Origin of the sequence: Pseudomonas sp. FSL W5-0203 (genome assembly GCF_001896155.1) — a bacterium.
Taxonomy (GTDB): domain Bacteria; phylum Pseudomonadota; class Gammaproteobacteria; order Pseudomonadales; family Pseudomonadaceae; genus Aquipseudomonas; species Aquipseudomonas paracarnis.
In genome coordinates this window covers 122,721-138,193 of sequence record NZ_MPOR01000009.1, presented here as the reverse complement: position 1 = coordinate 138,193, position 15,473 = coordinate 122,721, and the positions used below count along the sequence as shown (strand labels likewise).

The window sequence follows — 15,473 nt, the reverse complement described above, 5'->3', positions numbered from 1 at the left end:
GTTGAACTGTGGGCTATTCGTCAGCCGTTGGGTCCAGCTCCGGGAACATCACTTCAATAAACCCGAATTTGCTGAAATCGGTAATCCGCGATGGGTACAACCGGCCGATCAAATGGTCGCACTCATGCTGCACCACCCGCGCATGGAAGCCGTCGGCAAAACGCACAATCGGCTCGCCCTTGGGGTCGAAACCTTCGTAGCGGATCTGCTGGTAACGGTTCACGGCGCCGCGCAGGCCGGGCACTGACAGGCAACCTTCATAGCCCTCTTCCAGTACCGGGCTAAGCGGTGTGATCAGCGGGTTGATCAGAATGGTCTGGGGTACCGGCGGCGCCTCCGGGTAGCGTTCGCTGGCCTCGAAACCAAAGATCACCAGTTGCAGGTCGACACCAATCTGCGGTGCAGCCAGGCCAACACCGCCTACGTGTTCCATGGTCTGGAACATATCGTCGATCAGTTGCCACAACTCGGGGCTGTCGAACATCTCCGGCGGTACCGGCGGGGCGATACGCAGCAGGCGCTCGTCGCCCATTTTCAGGATTTCACGGATCATTGTTCAGGCTCGGTAATGGGCTTGGAGTGGTCCCGGCCTAAGCCAGAGACGTGCTGTTTTTCAGTCGGGGCCGGTTCGCCGATTTCCTTCTGCCCGGGGTCCTTGCCTTCGGCAGACATGTGTTCGATCACGGCATTCATCTCCGCGCCGAGCAACAGCACGGCAGCGGAGATATAGAAATACAGGAGCAGGACAATAATCGCACCGATACTGCCATACATGGCGTTGTAGTCGGCGAAGGTTTTGACGTAGTAGCCAAAGCCGAGGGAGGCGACGATCCACACCACCACCGCCAATACCGAACCTGGGGTGATAAAGCGAAACTCCTGCTCGACATCCGGCATCACGTAATACATGAGTGCCACGGCGAACATCAGCAGGATCACGATCAATGGCCAGCGCAGGATAGTCCACAGGGTGACGACGAATTCCTGCATGCCGATCTGCCCGGCCAGCCACTCCATGACCTGCGGGCCGAGCACCATCAGCGCGGCAGCAGCCAGCAGCATGCCGGCGATGCCGACGGTGTAGAAAATCGACAGTGGAAAACGCTTCCAGATCGGCCGGCCCTCAACCACGTCGTAGGCGGCGTTCATGGCGCTCATCATAAGGCGCACGCCCGCGGAGGCCGTCCACAAGGCAATCACGATACCGACCGAGAGCAGCCCCCCCTTGGACTGCTGCAGTTGGTCGATCACCGGGTTGACTTGCTCTAGCGCCTGGGGCGGCAACACCAGTTCCGACTGCAGGCGCAGCCAGGTGAAGAAGTCAGGCAGGTGCAGGAAACCGATCAGGGCGATCAGGAACAGCAGAAAGGGGAACAACGAGAACAGCATCTGGTAGGCCAGTGCCGAGGCGTAAGTCGGCATCTCGTCATCGAGAAATTCAGTGACGGTGCGCATCAGCACCTTGTGCAGCTTGAGACCATCGAGTACCGGAAAAATCATAGCGTCTCCTTTCGCCGCAAAGAGATTGAGTTCATGGGCGACTCAGGGGCCGTTTTCTACATCAAAGTAGCCCATTTGGCGACTCTGAAACAATTTCGAAAGTTTAGTTGCAACACCGGATACAAAAACGGCCATCCGTGGATGGCCGTCGGGCTGCTGGGGGCTGCCCGCCAGGACGTGTTACTCAGTGGCTTTTTTCACTGCGTCCTTGGTCTTGCCCACTGCTTGCTGAGCTTCGCCTTTTTTCTCTTGGATCACGCCTTCAGCACGCAGTTTGTCATTGTCTGTGACTTTACCGACGCCTTGCTTGATGTTACCGACAGCTTCGTTCGCCAAGCCCTTTACCTTATCGGAAGTGCTGCTCATGGTATTACTCCTGATAACAATCAAATGGTTTTTGGTCACTACGTAGCGGTTGACCTGAAGCGCAACGGCAGAGTTTCAATTATTTTTGTACGAGCATTTCATCGAAAGCGGCAGGTTTGGCTTTATGTTTTATGCCCAACCCACGAGAATGCCCGGCACATTCAGGCTGCAACGCTGAATAACAGATCCCGTAGGAAGGTTATGAAACTCAATAAAGCACAGGCCATTGCCCGCAGAAACCAGGAACTGGGCGGTGCCGTACTCGGCGTCAACAACTGCCACTTCACCGACCTGGACCGCAAACGCAACATCTGGTGGTTCGACCTGCCGGTGGGGCGTATTGCCGTGGGCCAGTACGAGTGGATCCATCTGTTGATGCACAACGCCGACACCGACCAGTTGTTGCACCTGAAGGTGCCGACCGTGTTCCTGCGTGAAAAACTCGAGGGGCTGGTGGTGCGCAATGCGGGCAAGCGCAAGCCGGAGATTACCCTGGAGTTGAGCGCCGACAAGGATTCGTTCTTGAAGGACGTGCGCCCCGCCGGTGCGGGTGTGAGCTTTGCGCAGTTCGTGCTGTAACCCGGTAACCCTGTGGGAGCTGGCTTGCCCGCGATAGCAGTGAGTCAGGCGATACAGCAGTGGCTGGTGTAGCGCTATCGCAGGCAAGCCCGCCCCCATAGGGGGTAAGTGTTTCGCCAGCGCCCTCATAAAAAACCCCGCATCAGCGGGTTTTTTTATGGGTTACTTTTTAAGACCGAGTTTCTTCAGTTCTTCATCACGCAATTCACGCCGCAGGATCTTGCCCACGTTGGTGGTCGGCAACGCATCACGGAACTCCACGGCCTTGGGCACCTTGTAGCCGGTGACGTTGGCGCGCATGTGTTCCATCACCTGGTCCTTGGTCAGGGTGGCCCCTGGCTTGACCACGATGAACAACTTGATGTGCTCGCCGGATTTTTCATCCGGTACGCCGATGGCCGCACACTGCAGCACGCCCGGCAGGCCCGCCAGCACGTCTTCGAGCTCGTTGGGGTAGACGTTGAAGCCGGAGACCAGAATCATGTCCTTCTTGCGGTCGACGATACGCATGTAGCCGTCTGGCTGGATGATCGCGATGTCGCCGGTCTTCAGCCAGCCCTCGCTGTCGAGCATCTCGTCGGTGGCATCCTGGCGCTGCCAGTAGCCCTTCATCACTTGCGGACCTTTTACACACAGCTCGCCGGTTTCGCCCAGCGCCAGCTCGGTACCGTCGTCGGCGATGACTTTACACGCGGTGGAAGGCACCGGAATGCCAATGGTGCCGATCTGGATGTTCTGGATCGGGTTGACCGTGGCCACCGGGCTGGTTTCAGTCATGCCGTAGCCTTCGCAGATCGCGCAGCCGGTCACGGCCTTCCAACGCTCCGCCGCAGCCAGTTGCAACGCCATGCCGCCCGATAGGGTGACCTTCAGCGCAGAGAAGTCCAGCTTGCGGAAACCTTCGTTGTTGCACAGTGCCACGAACAGGGTGTTGAGGCCGACGAAGCCGCTGAACTTCCACTTCGACAGTTCCTTGACCATCGCCGGCAGGTCGCGCGGGTTGCTGATCAGGATGTTGTGGTTGCCGATCAGCATCATCGCCATGCAATGAAAGGTGAAGGCATAGATGTGGTAGAGCGGCAGCGGTGTGATCAGGATCTCGCAGCCTTCATTGAGGTTGGAGCCCATCAGCGCCTTGCATTGCAACATGTTGGCGACGAGGTTGCGGTGGGTCAGCATCGCGCCCTTGGCCACGCCGGTGGTACCGCCGGTGTATTGCAACACGGCCACATCGCCGCTGGCCGGGCTGGCATCGTTGACCGGCTGGCCATGGCCCTTGGCGAGTACGTCGTTGAACTTGATGGCCTGGGGCAGATGATAGGCCGGGACCATTTTCTTCACGTACTTGATCACGCTGTTGATCAGCACGCGCTTGAACGGCGAGAGCAGGTCGGCAACTTCGGTGACGATCACGTGCTTGACGGCGGTCTTGGGCACGACTTTTTCAGCCAGGTGCGCCATGTTGGCCAGGCAAACCAGGGCCTTGGCCCCCGAATCATTGAATTGGTGTTCCATCTCCCGCGCGGTGTACAGCGGGTTGGTGTTGACCACGATCAGGCCGGCGCGGATGGCACCGAATACAGCGACGGGGTATTGCAGAACGTTGGGCAGTTGCACAGCGATTCGATCGCCAGGCTTCAAGTCGGTATGCTGTTGCAGATACGCGGCGAATGCGCCGGACAATTCGTACAGTTCACCGTAGGTGATTGTCTTGCCCAGGTTGCTGAAAGCCGGTTTGTTGGCGAAGCGCTGGCAGGACTGCTTCAGTACCGCCTGAATATTCGGATACTCGTCTGGATTGATCTGTGCAGCAATCCCGGCGGGGTACTTATCCTTCCAAAAGTCTTCATTCATGGAAGCCCACTCCTCAGCGACGCGAATTCATCATCGCATTTGATGCGATTATTATTGGTGTATGTTTTTAGGTGAGTCTGGCGCTTTCAAGCAGGCCTAGAAGTCACAAAGCGCGCCGAGAGTAGCAGCTTTGCCAAGGGCCGCCTAGAGCCAAAAGAGGGCCCTACAGTCATAAACATGACTCAAGAATATCCAATGGTCACTTTTAGAGCAAAAATTCTATAACGCCAAAAATGGCTCTAGAACAAGCTCTCAAGGGTGCTATATGACAATGTGGGAGCTGGCTTGCCTGCGATAGCGGTGGATCAGTCAATTCAACAGGTGACTGAAACACCGCTATCGCCGGCAAGCCAGCTCCCACATTTTTTGTACCCGGTTTCAACTCAAGCGATGTCGCGCAGCTCGCGGCGCAAAATTTTGCCCACAGGCGTCATCGGCAACGACTCCCTCAACACAATATGCTTGGGCACCTTGTAGCCGGTGAAGTTGGCCTTGCAGTACGTCTTCAGTTCCTCGAGGCTCACCCCCTGGGCCCGTGCCACCACGAACAGCTTCACCGCCTCCCCCGTGCGCTCGTCCGGTACGCCGATCACGGCGCAGTTGGCCACGGCCGGGTGGGCCATGATCACGTCTTCGATTTCGTTGGGGTACACGTTGAAACCCGAGACGATGATCAAATCCTTCTTGCGATCCACAATACTGATGTAGCCATCGGTGTCGATCACCGCAATGTCACCGGTCTTCAACCAGCCATCGGCGTCCAGGGTTTCGGCGGTGGCGGCCGGTTGCTGCCAGTAGCCCTTCATCACTTGCGGGCCCTGGATGCACAGCTCGCCGCGCTCGCCCAACGGCAGTTCTTGCCCCAGGTCATCCACGACCTTCATCGCCGTACCCGGCACCGGGATGCCCACGGTACCCAGGCGCGACAGGCCGCCGTAGGGGTTGGTACTGGCCACTGGCGAGGTTTCGGTGAGGCCGTAGCCTTCGCCGATGGCGCAACCGGTCAGCGCCTTCCAGCGTTCCGCCGTGGCCTTGACCAGGGCGGTGCCGCCGGAGTTGGTGATCTTCAGGTGGGAGAAATCCAGGGTCTTGAAATCCGGGTGGTCCATCAGCGCCACAAACAGCGTGTTCAGCCCCAACAGGCCGGAGAACTGCCACTGCTTGAGCTCCTTGATAAACCCGCCGATGTCCCGTGGGTTGGTGATCAGCACGTTGTGGTTGCCGGAGACCATCATGCACATGCAATTGGCCGTGAATGCATAGATGTGGTACAGCGGCAGCGGTGCAATCATCACCTCCTGCCCTTCCTTGATCAGCGGATGGCCGTCGTCGCCCAGTTGCGACATGCACGCCCGCACCTGCTGCATATTCGCCACCAGGTTGCCGTGGGTGAGCATCGCGCCCTTGGCCAGGCCGGTGGTGCCGCCGGTGTATTGCAGCACGGCGACGTCGTCCAGGGTCACCGGATGGCGCGTCACCCCAAGGCCCGCGCCCATGCGCAGGGCGCGCTTGAACGACACTGCTCGCGGCAGGTGGTAGGCCGGAACCATCTTCTTCACCTTGTCGACCACGGTGTTGACCAGCCAGCCTTTGGCGGCGGGCATGAAATCGCCCATCCTGGCTTCGATCAGGTAGTCGATCTCGGTGTCGGTGCATACCTCCTGCACCCGCGAACCGAACAGGTTGAGGTAGACCAGCGCGCGCACACCGGCGTCCTTGAACTGGTGGCGCATCTCGCGCGGGGTATACAGCGGGTTGGTGTTGACCACGATCAGCCCGGCGCGCAGTGCGCCGAACACCGCCACCGGGTAATGCAGCACGTTGGGCAGCTGCACCGCGATGCGCTCGCCGGGCTTGAGGTCGGTGTGCTGCTGCAGGTAACCGGCAAACGCCGCACTCTGGCGTTCAAGTTCTGCGTAGGTGAGGGTAATGCCCATGCTGCTGAATGCCGGACGGTCGGCAAAGGTCTTGCAGGAACGCTCGAACACCTCGATCACCGACTTGTAGGTGCTGAGGTCGATGGCATTGGGGACTCCCGCCGCGCGTTTGTCATTCCAGAAATCAGGTTGCATTATTCTTGTCCTCTTTACCTGAGTGTGTCCGGCCGCTGCCATGCAGATGTGCAGCAATAAGAAGCGGAGCTTTGGGGAAGTTAGCAGCTATGGCCAAACAGGCAAGACGCTGAACTGTGTCATTGATTGTATGAATCTTGTACCTAAGGCGTAGGCAGATACCCCGCCCCACGCCGGATGAGCTATACAATGCAACCACCCTGAGCAAAGGAAGCCGCCATGAACCACAGCACCTTCTGGCTGACCGCGAACGACCACACCCGTCTGTACGTCAACCAATGGCTGCCCGACGGGCCACCCAGGGCCGTGGTGATGATCTCCCATGGCATGGCCGAGCATGGCGGCCGCTATGCGCGCCTGGCGCAGGCATTGTGTGCAGCAGGCCTGGGTGTGTATGCGCTGGACCAGCGCGGGCATGGCCGCACTGCAGAGGCCGGCACTATTGGGCTATATGCTGAAACGGATGGCTGGAACAAAGTAGTGGGCGATCTGGCCAGCCTCAATCAGCACATCGGCCAACAGCATCCCGGGCTGCCGATCATCCTGCTGGGCCACAGCATGGGCAGCTATATCTCCCAGGCGTACTTGCTGCATCACAGTGCCAGCTTGCATGGCGCAATACTCAGCGGCTCGAATTTCCAGCCGGTGGCCCTCTACCGTGCAGCGCAAATCATCGCGCGCATCGAGCGAGCGCGCCAAGGCCTGCGAGGGCGCAGTGCGTTGATCGACTTCCTGTCGTTCGGCTCATTCAACAAAGCCTTCAAGCCCAACCGCACCAAATTCGACTGGCTCAGCCGCGACCCGGTTGAAGTGGATAACTACATCAACGACCCACTCTGTGGCTTTCGTTGCACCAATCAACTGTGGATCGACCTGCTGGGCGGCTTGCAGCAGATCAGCAAAGTCTCCAACCTGGCGCAGATCGATCCTGGCCTGCCGATCCTGGTGATGGGCGGCGATTGTGATCCGGTGAGTGAAGGCAAGCGTCTCAAGGACCTGGCCCACGCCCTGCGTGAAGCCGGTTGCCAGGACGTGCAATTGACGCTCTACCCGCAGGCGCGCCATGAAGTGTTCAACGAAACCAACCGCGATGAAGTCACCGCCGACCTGCTGGCCTGGCTCGACCAGGCGCTGGCGTTGCGCAGGCCCACCCGCTGCGAATAGTTTTTGCTTTAAAATCAGCCGATTAATTATCGATAAGCCACAGGATGCACCTTTAGATGACCCAGGTAACCAACACCCCGTACGAAGCGCTCGAAGTAGGCCAGACCGCCAGCTTCAGCAAAACCGTCGAAGAGCGTGATATCCAGTTGTTCGCCGCCATGTCCGGCGACCACAACCCGGTGCACCTGGATGCTGAATACGCCAAGGCAACCATGTTCAAGGAGCGGATTGCCCACGGCATGTTCAGCGGTGCGCTGATCAGCGCGGCGGTGGCTTGTGAGTTGCCTGGGCCGGGCACGATTTACATCGGCCAGCAGATGACCTTCCAGAAGCCGGTAAAGATCGGCGACACATTGACCGTGCGCTTGGAAATCCTCGAGAAACTGCCGAAGTTTCGCGTGCGCATTGCCACTCGGGTGTTCAACCAGCGTGATGAGTTGGTCGTCGATGGCGAGGCGGAAATTCTGGCGCCACGTAAGCAGCAAGTGGTGACCTTGACCGAGCTACCGCCGATCAGTATTGGCTGATCTACATTCCAGCCTTTGCGTAAAACAAATGTGGGAGCGGGCTTGCCCGCGAATGCGGTGTGTCAGTCAATACAACCGTGACTGATCCACCGCTTTCGCGGGCAAGCCCGCTCCCACACTAAGCCCAGCGTAGGTCTTACGACTGAGCGCGGGCCTGGTTACGCAGGGCTTTTACCTGGTCGTGATTGCGCTGTACACCGTGGTACTGACGCTCAACCAAGTCACGAATGCCCACCAGGTTGTGTTTGTTGATCTTCTCGATCGCTTCACGGTAAGCCTTCAATGCGTGGTCTTCACCGCGCTCGGCTTCGTTCAATACGGCCTCTTCGTCCTTGCCAGTGACCATCGACTTCACGTCGACCCAGCCACGGTGCAGGGCGCCAGCCATGCTGCCGGAATCTTCAGGATCGCCACCCAAGGCACGCACAGCAGTTTTCAGTTCAGCAGCGGCTGTCGCGCAATCAGCGGAGCGTTTGGCAAACAGGGCCTTGAGTTCTGGATGCTTGATGTCTTCAGCGCATTCCTTGAAACCCTTTTGGCCGTCGATGCTGGTCTCGATCAGGTCGTTCAGTACGGAGATCGATTCTTTGTTGATATCAGTCATTTTTCAATTCCTTGTACGGGTTAGAAGGTTGCCTTGGTTATTGCAGCGCCCGTGCCAGGTTTTCAAAAATTATTTTTACGTTTTATTTCAATAAGTTACGAATTATTGAACCATCTGTATCTTGGTTATTTGCATGATCTGTCATTTGGCCTTCATGCAGAATGCCTGTATTTTCGAAAGCCTGGCCTCAACCCTGCGACGCTCATGAATCCCGAAAAACTCGAACTGCTCATCACCCGCCAAATGCCCTTCGGCAAATACAAAGGCCGGATCATTGCCGACTTGCCTGGGCCCTACCTGAATTGGTTCGCCCGCGAAGGTTTCCCCCACGGGGAGCTGGGCGGTTTGCTGGCCTTGATGCAGGAAATCGACCACAACGGTCTGTCCGAATTGCTTGAGCCACTGCGCGCCAAACACGGCAGACCCGCCCCCCGCCACTAGGAGACCCACCATGCCGAGGAATGCCGATAACGAAGCGCACTGGCAGGCCATCGCTCAGCGTTACGAGTGCGAGCCCGGCCCGATCAACCTGGAAAACGGCTACTTCGGGCGCATGAGCCGGGCGGTGCAGGCCCAATACCTTGAGCACATCAGCTTTATCAACCGCAGCAACGCTGTGCATGTGCGCCAGCGTTTTGAACAGGGTGAAAACAACGAGATACGCCGCCAGTTGGCCGGGTTGATTGCTGTCGACCCCGAGTCGGTCGCTTTCACCCGTAACGCCACCGAAGCCTTGCAGTCGCTGATCCGCAACTACAACCGCCTGCAACCGGGCGACCAGGTGCTGATCACTGATCTGGAATACGACACAGTCAAAGGCGCCATGCGCTGGCTGGCAGCGACTCGCGGCGTGGAAGTCATAGAGGTGGCCCACACCCACCCGGCCCGTTTCGACAGCTTGGTGCAGACTTATCACGATGCGTTTGTGCAGTACCCGCGCCTGAAATTAATGGCCTTGACCCATGTGACCCACCGTACGGGCCTGGTCATGCCGGTTGCGGCCATTGCCAAGGCAGCGCGCGAACGAGGAATCGACGTGATCCTCGACGGCGCCCACGCCTTGGGCCAGATCGAATTCAACCTGGCCGAACTGGGCATTCAGTTCGCAGGCTTCAACCTGCACAAGTGGATCGGCGCGCCGTTGACCCTGGGCTTTTTGTACATCGCACCGGAGCGCCTGGCCGATATCGACCCGGATATGGGCGAGTTCCATTACCCAGCCACCGATGTGCGAGCGCGTACGTCCTACAGCACGCCGAACTTTCCGGCGCTGATGACCTTGCCTCTGGTGTTTGAAGAGCATCGACAATTGGGGGGCGCTGCAGCCAAGGGCGCACGCGTCAATTACCTGCGCAACCTGTGGGTGAACCAGGTGCGGCCGTTGGCGGGGATCGAAGTGCTGACTTCGGATGACCCGCGACTGTATTGCGGGATCACCGCCTTCAAGTTTATCGGGCGTGATCAGCAGGCGATGGTGGACAGGTTGCTCAAGGAGCACGGCCTGTTCACCACTACGCGCACGGGGGCAGCGTTTGGCACCTGTATCCGGGTGACGCCGGGGCTGGTGACGTCGGCGGCGGACATCAATGCGCTAGTCCACGCGATCACCAAACTAAACACCGTTTAAAACTGTGGGAGCGGGCTTGCCTGCGATAACGGTGTAGCAGCCAAAGATGGGCTAACTGATAAATGGCTATCGCAGGCAAGCCAGCTCCCACCTTCAGAGCGGCGATGTGCTTGAGGTTTTTCTACAGGCAAAAAAAAGCGGCACACCGACCAAGTGCGCCGCAAAAATGCCGTTAAGCACAGCAACAACGATTCGATAAATCCGTTCAGTCCAGCAGCGCCAGCGCCTGGGCAGTGACTTCCTGGATACGCGCCCAGTCGCCGTTCTTGACCCACTCCGGATCCAGCATCCAGCTGCCCCCCACGCACATCACGTTTTTCAACGCCATGTAGCTCTTGATGTTGGCTGGGCCAACACCGCCAGTCGGGCAGAATTTGACTTCGCCGAACGGGCCGCCGAGCGCCTTGATGGCAGCAACACCACCGCTGACTTCAGCCGGGAATAGTTTGAAGCGGCGATAACCCAGGCCGTAGCCTTCCATGATGCCGGAGGCGTTGCTGATGCCCGGCAGCAGCGGGATCGGGCTGTGCACCGAGGCTTCCAGCAGGTCGCGGGTGATGCCAGGGGTGACGATAAATTGCGAGCCCGCCACTTCGGCCGCTTCGAGCATGTGACGATCGAGCACGGTACCGGCACCGGTGCACAGCTCAGGACGTTGCTCGCGCAAGACCTGAATGGCCTTGAGGCCGAACTCGGAACGCAGGGTCACTTCCAGCGCGGTCAAACCGCCAGCGGCCAGGGCGTCGGCCAACGGCAGGATGTCCTGTTCGCGGGCGATGGTGATCACCGGCAGGATCCGCGCCTTGGCGCAGAGGCTGTCGATCAAGGCAACTTTATCCGCCATGGACACGGTCGATTGGGGGCTTTTCATAGCGGCTGATCCTTGGCTCATGGGCACCAGTAAATCTCTAGAGTAGGTTGCAAAAACGCGCGAATCGGCATGGCAGCAACATCGTTGCTGGCCAGGGCGGCGCTCAAGGTAGTCAATTTCGAACTGCCGGAAATCGACAGCACGGTGTAGTTGGCCGTCGCCAACAGCGCGCGACTCATGGTCAGGCGCTGGTGCGGCACGGTCGGTGCCAGCATCGGCCAGCAACGGCGGGTACCGTCGGGCTTCAGGGCTTCAGCCAGGTTGGGACTGTTGGGGAACAGCGAGGCGGTGTGACCGTCATCGCCCATGCCCAGCACCAACACATCAATGGCAGGCAGCTCGGCCAGCAGGCGATCGGCCTGCTCGGCAGCGTCTTCAAGGTTGGCGGCAGGGCTGTACAGGCTCAAGAACTTCGCCTTGGCCGCCGGGCCTTGCAGCAAGTGTTGCTTCAACAGGCCGGCATTGCTGTCGGCGTGTTCGACCGGCACCCAGCGCTCATCGGCCAGGGTGATGGTGACCTTGGACCAGTCCAGGCCCTGCTTGGCCAGGTTCTGGAAAAACGCCACGGGGCTGCGGCCACCGGACAACACCAACGTCGCCTCGCCACGGGCACTGATGGCCGCGCGCAGTTGTTCGGCCACGTCATTGGCCAGGCCATCGGCCAGCAGCGCAGGCGTACGGTACTCATGGGCAGTGACGCCCTGAGGCAGTTTCAATTCAGATATCGCCATACCACGACCTCCCATCCCGCGTAATCAGTGCAATGGAGCTCATCGGCCCCCAGGACCCCGCCGCATACGGCTTAGGCGCATCACCGGATTTTTTCCACCCGGCGATCAACTGGTCACACCACTTCCACGCGGCTTCGATTTCATCTTTGCGAACAAACAGGTTCTGATTGCCGCGCATCACTTCCAGCAACAATCGCTCGTAGGCATCGGGGATGCGTGCGCTGCGATAGGTGTCGGAAAAATTCAATTGCAGTGGCCCGCTGCGCAGTTGCATGCCTTTGTCCAGGCCCTGTTCCTTGGTCATCACACGCAAGGAAATACCTTCGTCCGGCTGCAGGCGGATGATCAGCTTGTTGCTGATCTGCAAGCGCTGCTCGGGGGCGAAGATATAGTGGGATGGTTCCTTGAAATGGATGACGATCTGCGACAGCTTTTGCGGCATGCGCTTGCCGGTACGCAGGTAGAACGGCACCCCGGCCCAACGCCAGTTGCGGATATCGGCACGCAGGGCGACGAAGGTTTCGGTGTCGCTCTGGGTGTTGGAATTGTCTTCTTCCAGGTAACCCGGCACGGCTTTACCAGCGCTGTAGCCGGCGATGTACTGGCCACGGACTACTTGGGTGGTCAGGCCTTCGGGGCTGATCGGCGCCAGGGCCTTGAGCACCTTGACCTTCTCGTCACGGATGCTGTCGGCGGACAGGTCGGCCGGCGGGTCCATGGCAATCAGGCACAGCAGCTGCAACAGGTGGTTCTGGATCATGTCGCGCAGCTGGCCGGCCTTGTCGAAGTAACCCCAACGGCCTTCGATGCCGACCTGCTCGGCCACGGTGATTTCCACGTGGGAAATATAGTTCTGGTTCCACTGGGTTTCGAACAGGCTGTTGGCGAAACGCAGGGCAATCAGGTTCTGCACCGTCTCTTTGCCCAGGTAGTGGTCGATGCGGTAGGTGCGGTTTTCCGGGAAAAACTGCGCCACGGCGTCGTTGACCTTGCGCGATGACTCCAGGTCCGAACCGATGGGTTTTTCCAGCACTACGCGGGTATTTTCCGCCAGGCCAACCTTGGACAGGTTTTCGCAGATCGCGCCGTACACCGCCGCCGGGGTGGCGAAGTAGGCAATCAGGCGTTGATCGCTGCCGGCTTTTTCGGCTAGGGCAACGTAGTCGTCAGCCTTCATGAAGTCGACATGCACATACGAAAGGCGCGCGAGGAAACGCTGGGCCACGGCCTCGTCGAGTTCCTTACCGACGTATTTACGCAATTCTTTTTCGATATGGGCCAGGTGTTGCTGCTCGGAGCCGGCTTCACGGGCCAGGGCCAGGATGCGTGTGTCGTCGTGCAGCAACCCGGCGCCATCGAGTTGATAAAGGGCAGGAAATAACTTGCGCAGCGCCAGATCACCCAAGGCGCCAAACAGGGCAAAGGTGCAGGGTTCCACGGTTATCGAAGGCATGATGTTTGTTCTTTTATCAAGTTAAGCTACAAATACCTTTTTTCAAGGCATCACTCAAGGAAAAATGTAGTAATAACCACAACATTTTCCCGAAATACGCATTGCGAGTGGTGGTGTTCAGCTACCCTCAGTAGGATAGGCCACCGCGAAAAGCCACTCATCGATTGGTTACCGCCTTTTTATTTGCATCGTCGCCCGAAGGAAAGACTGAATGGACCGCGTGCGAAATCTTCTGGAACAGATCCGGAACCGCCTCGAAGAATTGAACAAGGCCGAGCGCAAAGTCGCTGAAGTGATCCTGCTCAACCCGCAGCAGGCCACACGCTTCTCGATCGCCGCCCTCGCCCAGGCCGCCTCGGTCAGTGAACCGACGGTCAACCGCTTCTGCCGTTCGTTCGGTGTCAGCGGTTACCCTGAACTCAAATTGCAGTTGGCGCAAAGCCTGGCCAGTGGCGCCGCGTATGTCAGCCGCGCCGTGGAGGCCGATGATAACCCCGAGGCCTACACCCAGAAGATCTTTGGCAGCGCCATTGCCTCCTTGGACAGTGCCTGCCAGGCCCTGGACCCGGCGCTGATCAGCAAGGCCGTGGACTTGTTGATCCAGGCACGGCAGATCCACTTCTTTGGCCTCGGCGCTTCAGCCCCGGTGGCCATGGATGCGTTGCACAAGTTCTTCCGCTTCAACCTGGCAGTGACCGCCCACGCCGACGTGCTGATGCAACGCATGATCGCCTCGGTGGCGCACACCGGTGAGTTGTTCGTGATCATTTCCTACACCGGTCGTACCCGCGAACTGGTGGAAGTGGCGCGTATCGCTCGGGAAAACGGTGCGTCAGTGCTGGGCGTGACCGCCGAAAACTCGCCGCTGGCCAAAGCCAGTACGGTGAGCCTGAACATCCCGCTGCCGGAAGACACGGATATCTACATGCCGATGACTTCTCGGATTATCCAATTGACGGTATTGGACGTGTTGGCAACGGGTATGACCCTGCGTCGCGGAGTGGATTTCCAGCCGCATTTGCGCAAGATCAAAGAGAGCTTGAATGACAGCCGATATCCGGTGGGGGATGAGTTCAACTAGCAGGCAGCTCTACCAGCAGTACCGGCGCTATCGCAGGCAAGCCAGCTCCCACATTTGGAATGCATTCCCCTGTGGGAGCTGGCTTGCCTGCGATAGCGCCATCAGCCACACCGCTAAACCCCTGCCCTGGCCTGCAAACTCAAATGCGCCCTCTCCCCCGGCGCCAGGCTCGCCGCCGCCATCGCCGCCTCCACACACACAAACCCCGACGCTTCGTTAAAGCTCACGCCCAACAGCGGCCGGCTCCCCGGGTGCCACACCACCGTGTCGGCGCTGTCGCCGGTATCGATGCACAGTTCACGCTGCCAGGCGCGGTCCTTGAGCTGCAGTTCGCCCTCATGCTGGAACACCCGCTGGCATCCGCCATCGACCCGCAATTCACCTTCCTGCTGGCAAACCTGGCGATTGAGCTGGTCATAACCCTGCGCCCCTTCGAGCCCAGACAGCGCTACCTCGTCAACGTGACCAATACGCCAGTAAGCGTGCAATGCATGGCTCAACTGGCACGGCAGCTCGTCGTGATGCTCGGTGCTCAGGCGCAGTTCCAGGGTTTCGCCCAAGTGTGCGTGCAAGTCCACCTGCCAGTCGCACAGTTGCAATTGCCAGTGCAGGCGCACGCCGTCATCGTCAGTGCTGCTGTCGAGCAGTTTCCAGTCGATCAAGCGGGCCCAACCGTGGGAAGGCCAGGCATTTTCGCTGGGGTGACGGCCATACCACGGCCAGCACACCGGTACGCCACCACGGATAGCCCCGACTTGCGGCCATTTGGCGGCACACCACAGCCACGGCTTTTGGCCGGTGGGTTGAAAGTGCAGCAATTGCGCACCCTGGCGACTGAACACCGCCTGGCACAGCGGATGGTCGATCACCAACACATCGCGCATCTGAAAGCGCTCCCAGGCGAACACCGGACGCTCGCGCAGGGATTTGAAAAAGCGTTGCAGCGGTTGCTCGTGCATGTGCCAGGTCCCGAATATCACAGTGCCACGCAAAAAAAAGCGGATAGCCATGGCTACCCGCAAATGCGCACAGAGAGAGGAGCTT

16 protein-coding genes are annotated in these 15,473 nt (G+C 59.0%); 6 read left to right on the top strand and 10 right to left on the bottom strand.

Features of this window, described 5'->3' with window-relative positions; translation table 11 throughout:
• Positions 1-13: 13 nt before the first annotated feature.
• From def to BOP96_RS11010, 3 genes are all read right to left on the bottom strand, one after another.
• Entirely contained in the window at positions 14-553 is a 540-nt protein-coding gene (gene def / locus BOP96_RS11020) for a peptide deformylase (protein WP_014719654.1), read from the bottom strand.
• A complete protein-coding gene (locus BOP96_RS11015; protein WP_014719655.1) occupies positions 550-1,500 on the bottom strand; it encodes a YihY/virulence factor BrkB family protein in 951 nt (316 codons plus the stop codon). The genes def and BOP96_RS11015 overlap by 4 nt, the downstream gene beginning before the upstream one ends.
• Before the next feature lie 180 nt (positions 1,501-1,680).
• Complete coding sequence (locus tag BOP96_RS11010) at positions 1,681-1,866, bottom strand: CsbD family protein (RefSeq protein ID WP_003193737.1); 186 nt, start codon at positions 1,864-1,866, stop codon at positions 1,681-1,683.
• Positions 1,867-2,067: 201 nt separating this feature from the next.
• On the opposite strand from BOP96_RS11010, the gene BOP96_RS11005 reads away from it, so the two are divergent.
• A complete protein-coding gene (locus tag BOP96_RS11005; RefSeq protein ID WP_034134348.1) occupies positions 2,068-2,445 on the top strand; it encodes a hypothetical protein in 378 nt (125 codons plus the stop codon).
• Positions 2,446-2,607: 162 nt separating this feature from the next.
• Here the strand turns inward: BOP96_RS11005 and fadD1 are convergent, their stop codons facing one another.
• Entirely contained in the window at positions 2,608-4,299 is a 1,692-nt protein-coding gene (fadD1, locus tag BOP96_RS11000; protein ID WP_014719656.1) for a long-chain-fatty-acid--CoA ligase FadD1, read from the bottom strand.
• A gap of 383 nt (positions 4,300-4,682) precedes the next feature.
• Complete coding sequence (gene fadD2, locus BOP96_RS10995) at positions 4,683-6,371, bottom strand: long-chain-fatty-acid--CoA ligase FadD2 (protein ID WP_060766489.1); 1,689 nt, start codon at positions 6,369-6,371, stop codon at positions 4,683-4,685.
• A gap of 219 nt (positions 6,372-6,590) precedes the next feature.
• Here fadD2 and BOP96_RS10990 point away from each other — a divergent pair, with 219 nt between their 5' ends.
• Both BOP96_RS10990 and BOP96_RS10985 read left to right on the top strand, forming a co-directional pair.
• Positions 6,591-7,535, top strand: a complete 945-nt coding sequence (locus BOP96_RS10990) for an alpha/beta hydrolase (RefSeq protein WP_032902770.1) — start codon at positions 6,591-6,593, stop codon at positions 7,533-7,535.
• Positions 7,536-7,591: 56 nt separating this feature from the next.
• A complete protein-coding gene (locus BOP96_RS10985; RefSeq protein WP_003193747.1) occupies positions 7,592-8,062 on the top strand; it encodes a MaoC family dehydratase in 471 nt (156 codons plus the stop codon).
• Between the two features lie 136 nt (positions 8,063-8,198).
• Here the strand turns inward: BOP96_RS10985 and BOP96_RS10980 are convergent, their stop codons facing one another.
• Entirely contained in the window at positions 8,199-8,666 is a 468-nt protein-coding gene (locus BOP96_RS10980; RefSeq protein ID WP_014719659.1) for a ferritin-like domain-containing protein, read from the bottom strand.
• Positions 8,667-8,870: 204 nt separating this feature from the next.
• Between BOP96_RS10980 and BOP96_RS10975 the strand changes: the two genes are divergently transcribed.
• Together BOP96_RS10975 and BOP96_RS10970 are read left to right on the top strand one after the other, a co-directional pair.
• Positions 8,871-9,107, top strand: coding sequence for a DUF3820 family protein (locus tag BOP96_RS10975; protein WP_003193750.1), 237 nt, complete (start codon positions 8,871-8,873; stop codon positions 9,105-9,107).
• Between the two features lie 10 nt (positions 9,108-9,117).
• Complete coding sequence (locus BOP96_RS10970; RefSeq protein ID WP_019819348.1) at positions 9,118-10,293, top strand: aminotransferase class V-fold PLP-dependent enzyme; 1,176 nt, start codon at positions 9,118-9,120, stop codon at positions 10,291-10,293.
• Between the two features lie 205 nt (positions 10,294-10,498).
• On the opposite strand, the gene BOP96_RS10965 is transcribed toward BOP96_RS10970, so the two are convergent.
• From BOP96_RS10965 to zwf, 3 genes are read right to left on the bottom strand one after another with little or no spacing between them, the layout of a single operon-like run.
• Positions 10,499-11,164, bottom strand: coding sequence for a bifunctional 4-hydroxy-2-oxoglutarate aldolase/2-dehydro-3-deoxy-phosphogluconate aldolase (locus BOP96_RS10965; protein ID WP_019819350.1), 666 nt, complete (start codon positions 11,162-11,164; stop codon positions 10,499-10,501).
• 17 nt (positions 11,165-11,181) lie between these two features.
• Positions 11,182-11,895 carry a 6-phosphogluconolactonase gene (pgl, locus tag BOP96_RS10960; RefSeq protein WP_073452673.1) on the bottom strand — a complete coding sequence of 238 codons (714 nt, stop codon included), beginning with the start codon at positions 11,893-11,895 and terminating at the stop codon, positions 11,182-11,184.
• A complete protein-coding gene (gene zwf, locus BOP96_RS10955) occupies positions 11,882-13,348 on the bottom strand; it encodes a glucose-6-phosphate dehydrogenase (RefSeq protein ID WP_014719663.1) in 1,467 nt (488 codons plus the stop codon). Before zwf ends, pgl begins: the two co-directional genes overlap by 14 nt.
• Before the next feature lie 220 nt (positions 13,349-13,568).
• On the opposite strand from zwf, the gene BOP96_RS10950 reads away from it, so the two are divergent.
• Positions 13,569-14,429 (top strand): MurR/RpiR family transcriptional regulator, encoded by an 861-nt coding sequence (locus BOP96_RS10950; RefSeq protein ID WP_169856377.1) that lies wholly within the window; start codon positions 13,569-13,571, stop codon positions 14,427-14,429.
• A gap of 113 nt (positions 14,430-14,542) precedes the next feature.
• Here the strand turns inward: BOP96_RS10950 and BOP96_RS10945 are convergent, their stop codons facing one another.
• On the bottom strand, positions 14,543-15,388 hold the full coding sequence (locus BOP96_RS10945) for a D-hexose-6-phosphate mutarotase (RefSeq protein ID WP_060766950.1): 846 nt from the start codon (positions 15,386-15,388) through the stop codon (positions 14,543-14,545).
• Between the last annotated feature and the right edge of the window lie 85 nt (positions 15,389-15,473).

Coding starts and splice junctions, on each gene's coding strand:
- BOP96_RS11015 (WP_014719655.1), bottom strand. CDS start 1,500: ATGATTTTTCCGGTACTCGATGGTCTCAAGCTGCACAAGGTGCTGATG.
- BOP96_RS10965 (WP_019819350.1), bottom strand. CDS start 11,164: ATGAAAAGCCCCCAATCGACCGTGTCCATGGCGGATAAAGTTGCCTTG.
- BOP96_RS10945 (WP_060766950.1), bottom strand. CDS start 15,388: ATGCACGAGCAACCGCTGCAACGCTTTTTCAAATCCCTGCGCGAGCGT.
- BOP96_RS10970 (WP_019819348.1), top strand. CDS start 9,118: ATGCCGAGGAATGCCGATAACGAAGCGCACTGGCAGGCCATCGCTCAG.
- pgl (WP_073452673.1), bottom strand. CDS start 11,895: ATGGCGATATCTGAATTGAAACTGCCTCAGGGCGTCACTGCCCATGAG.
- BOP96_RS11010 (WP_003193737.1), bottom strand. CDS start 1,866: ATGAGCAGCACTTCCGATAAGGTAAAGGGCTTGGCGAACGAAGCTGTC.
- fadD1 (WP_014719656.1), bottom strand. CDS start 4,299: ATGAATGAAGACTTTTGGAAGGATAAGTACCCCGCCGGGATTGCTGCA.
- BOP96_RS10985 (WP_003193747.1), top strand. CDS start 7,592: ATGACCCAGGTAACCAACACCCCGTACGAAGCGCTCGAAGTAGGCCAG.
- fadD2 (WP_060766489.1), bottom strand. CDS start 6,371: ATGCAACCTGATTTCTGGAATGACAAACGCGCGGCGGGAGTCCCCAAT.
- zwf (WP_014719663.1), bottom strand. CDS start 13,348: ATGCCTTCGATAACCGTGGAACCCTGCACCTTTGCCCTGTTTGGCGCC.
- BOP96_RS11005 (WP_034134348.1), top strand. CDS start 2,068: ATGAAACTCAATAAAGCACAGGCCATTGCCCGCAGAAACCAGGAACTG.
- def (WP_014719654.1), bottom strand. CDS start 553: ATGATCCGTGAAATCCTGAAAATGGGCGACGAGCGCCTGCTGCGTATC.
- BOP96_RS10975 (WP_003193750.1), top strand. CDS start 8,871: ATGAATCCCGAAAAACTCGAACTGCTCATCACCCGCCAAATGCCCTTC.
- BOP96_RS10990 (WP_032902770.1), top strand. CDS start 6,591: ATGAACCACAGCACCTTCTGGCTGACCGCGAACGACCACACCCGTCTG.
- BOP96_RS10980 (WP_014719659.1), bottom strand. CDS start 8,666: ATGACTGATATCAACAAAGAATCGATCTCCGTACTGAACGACCTGATC.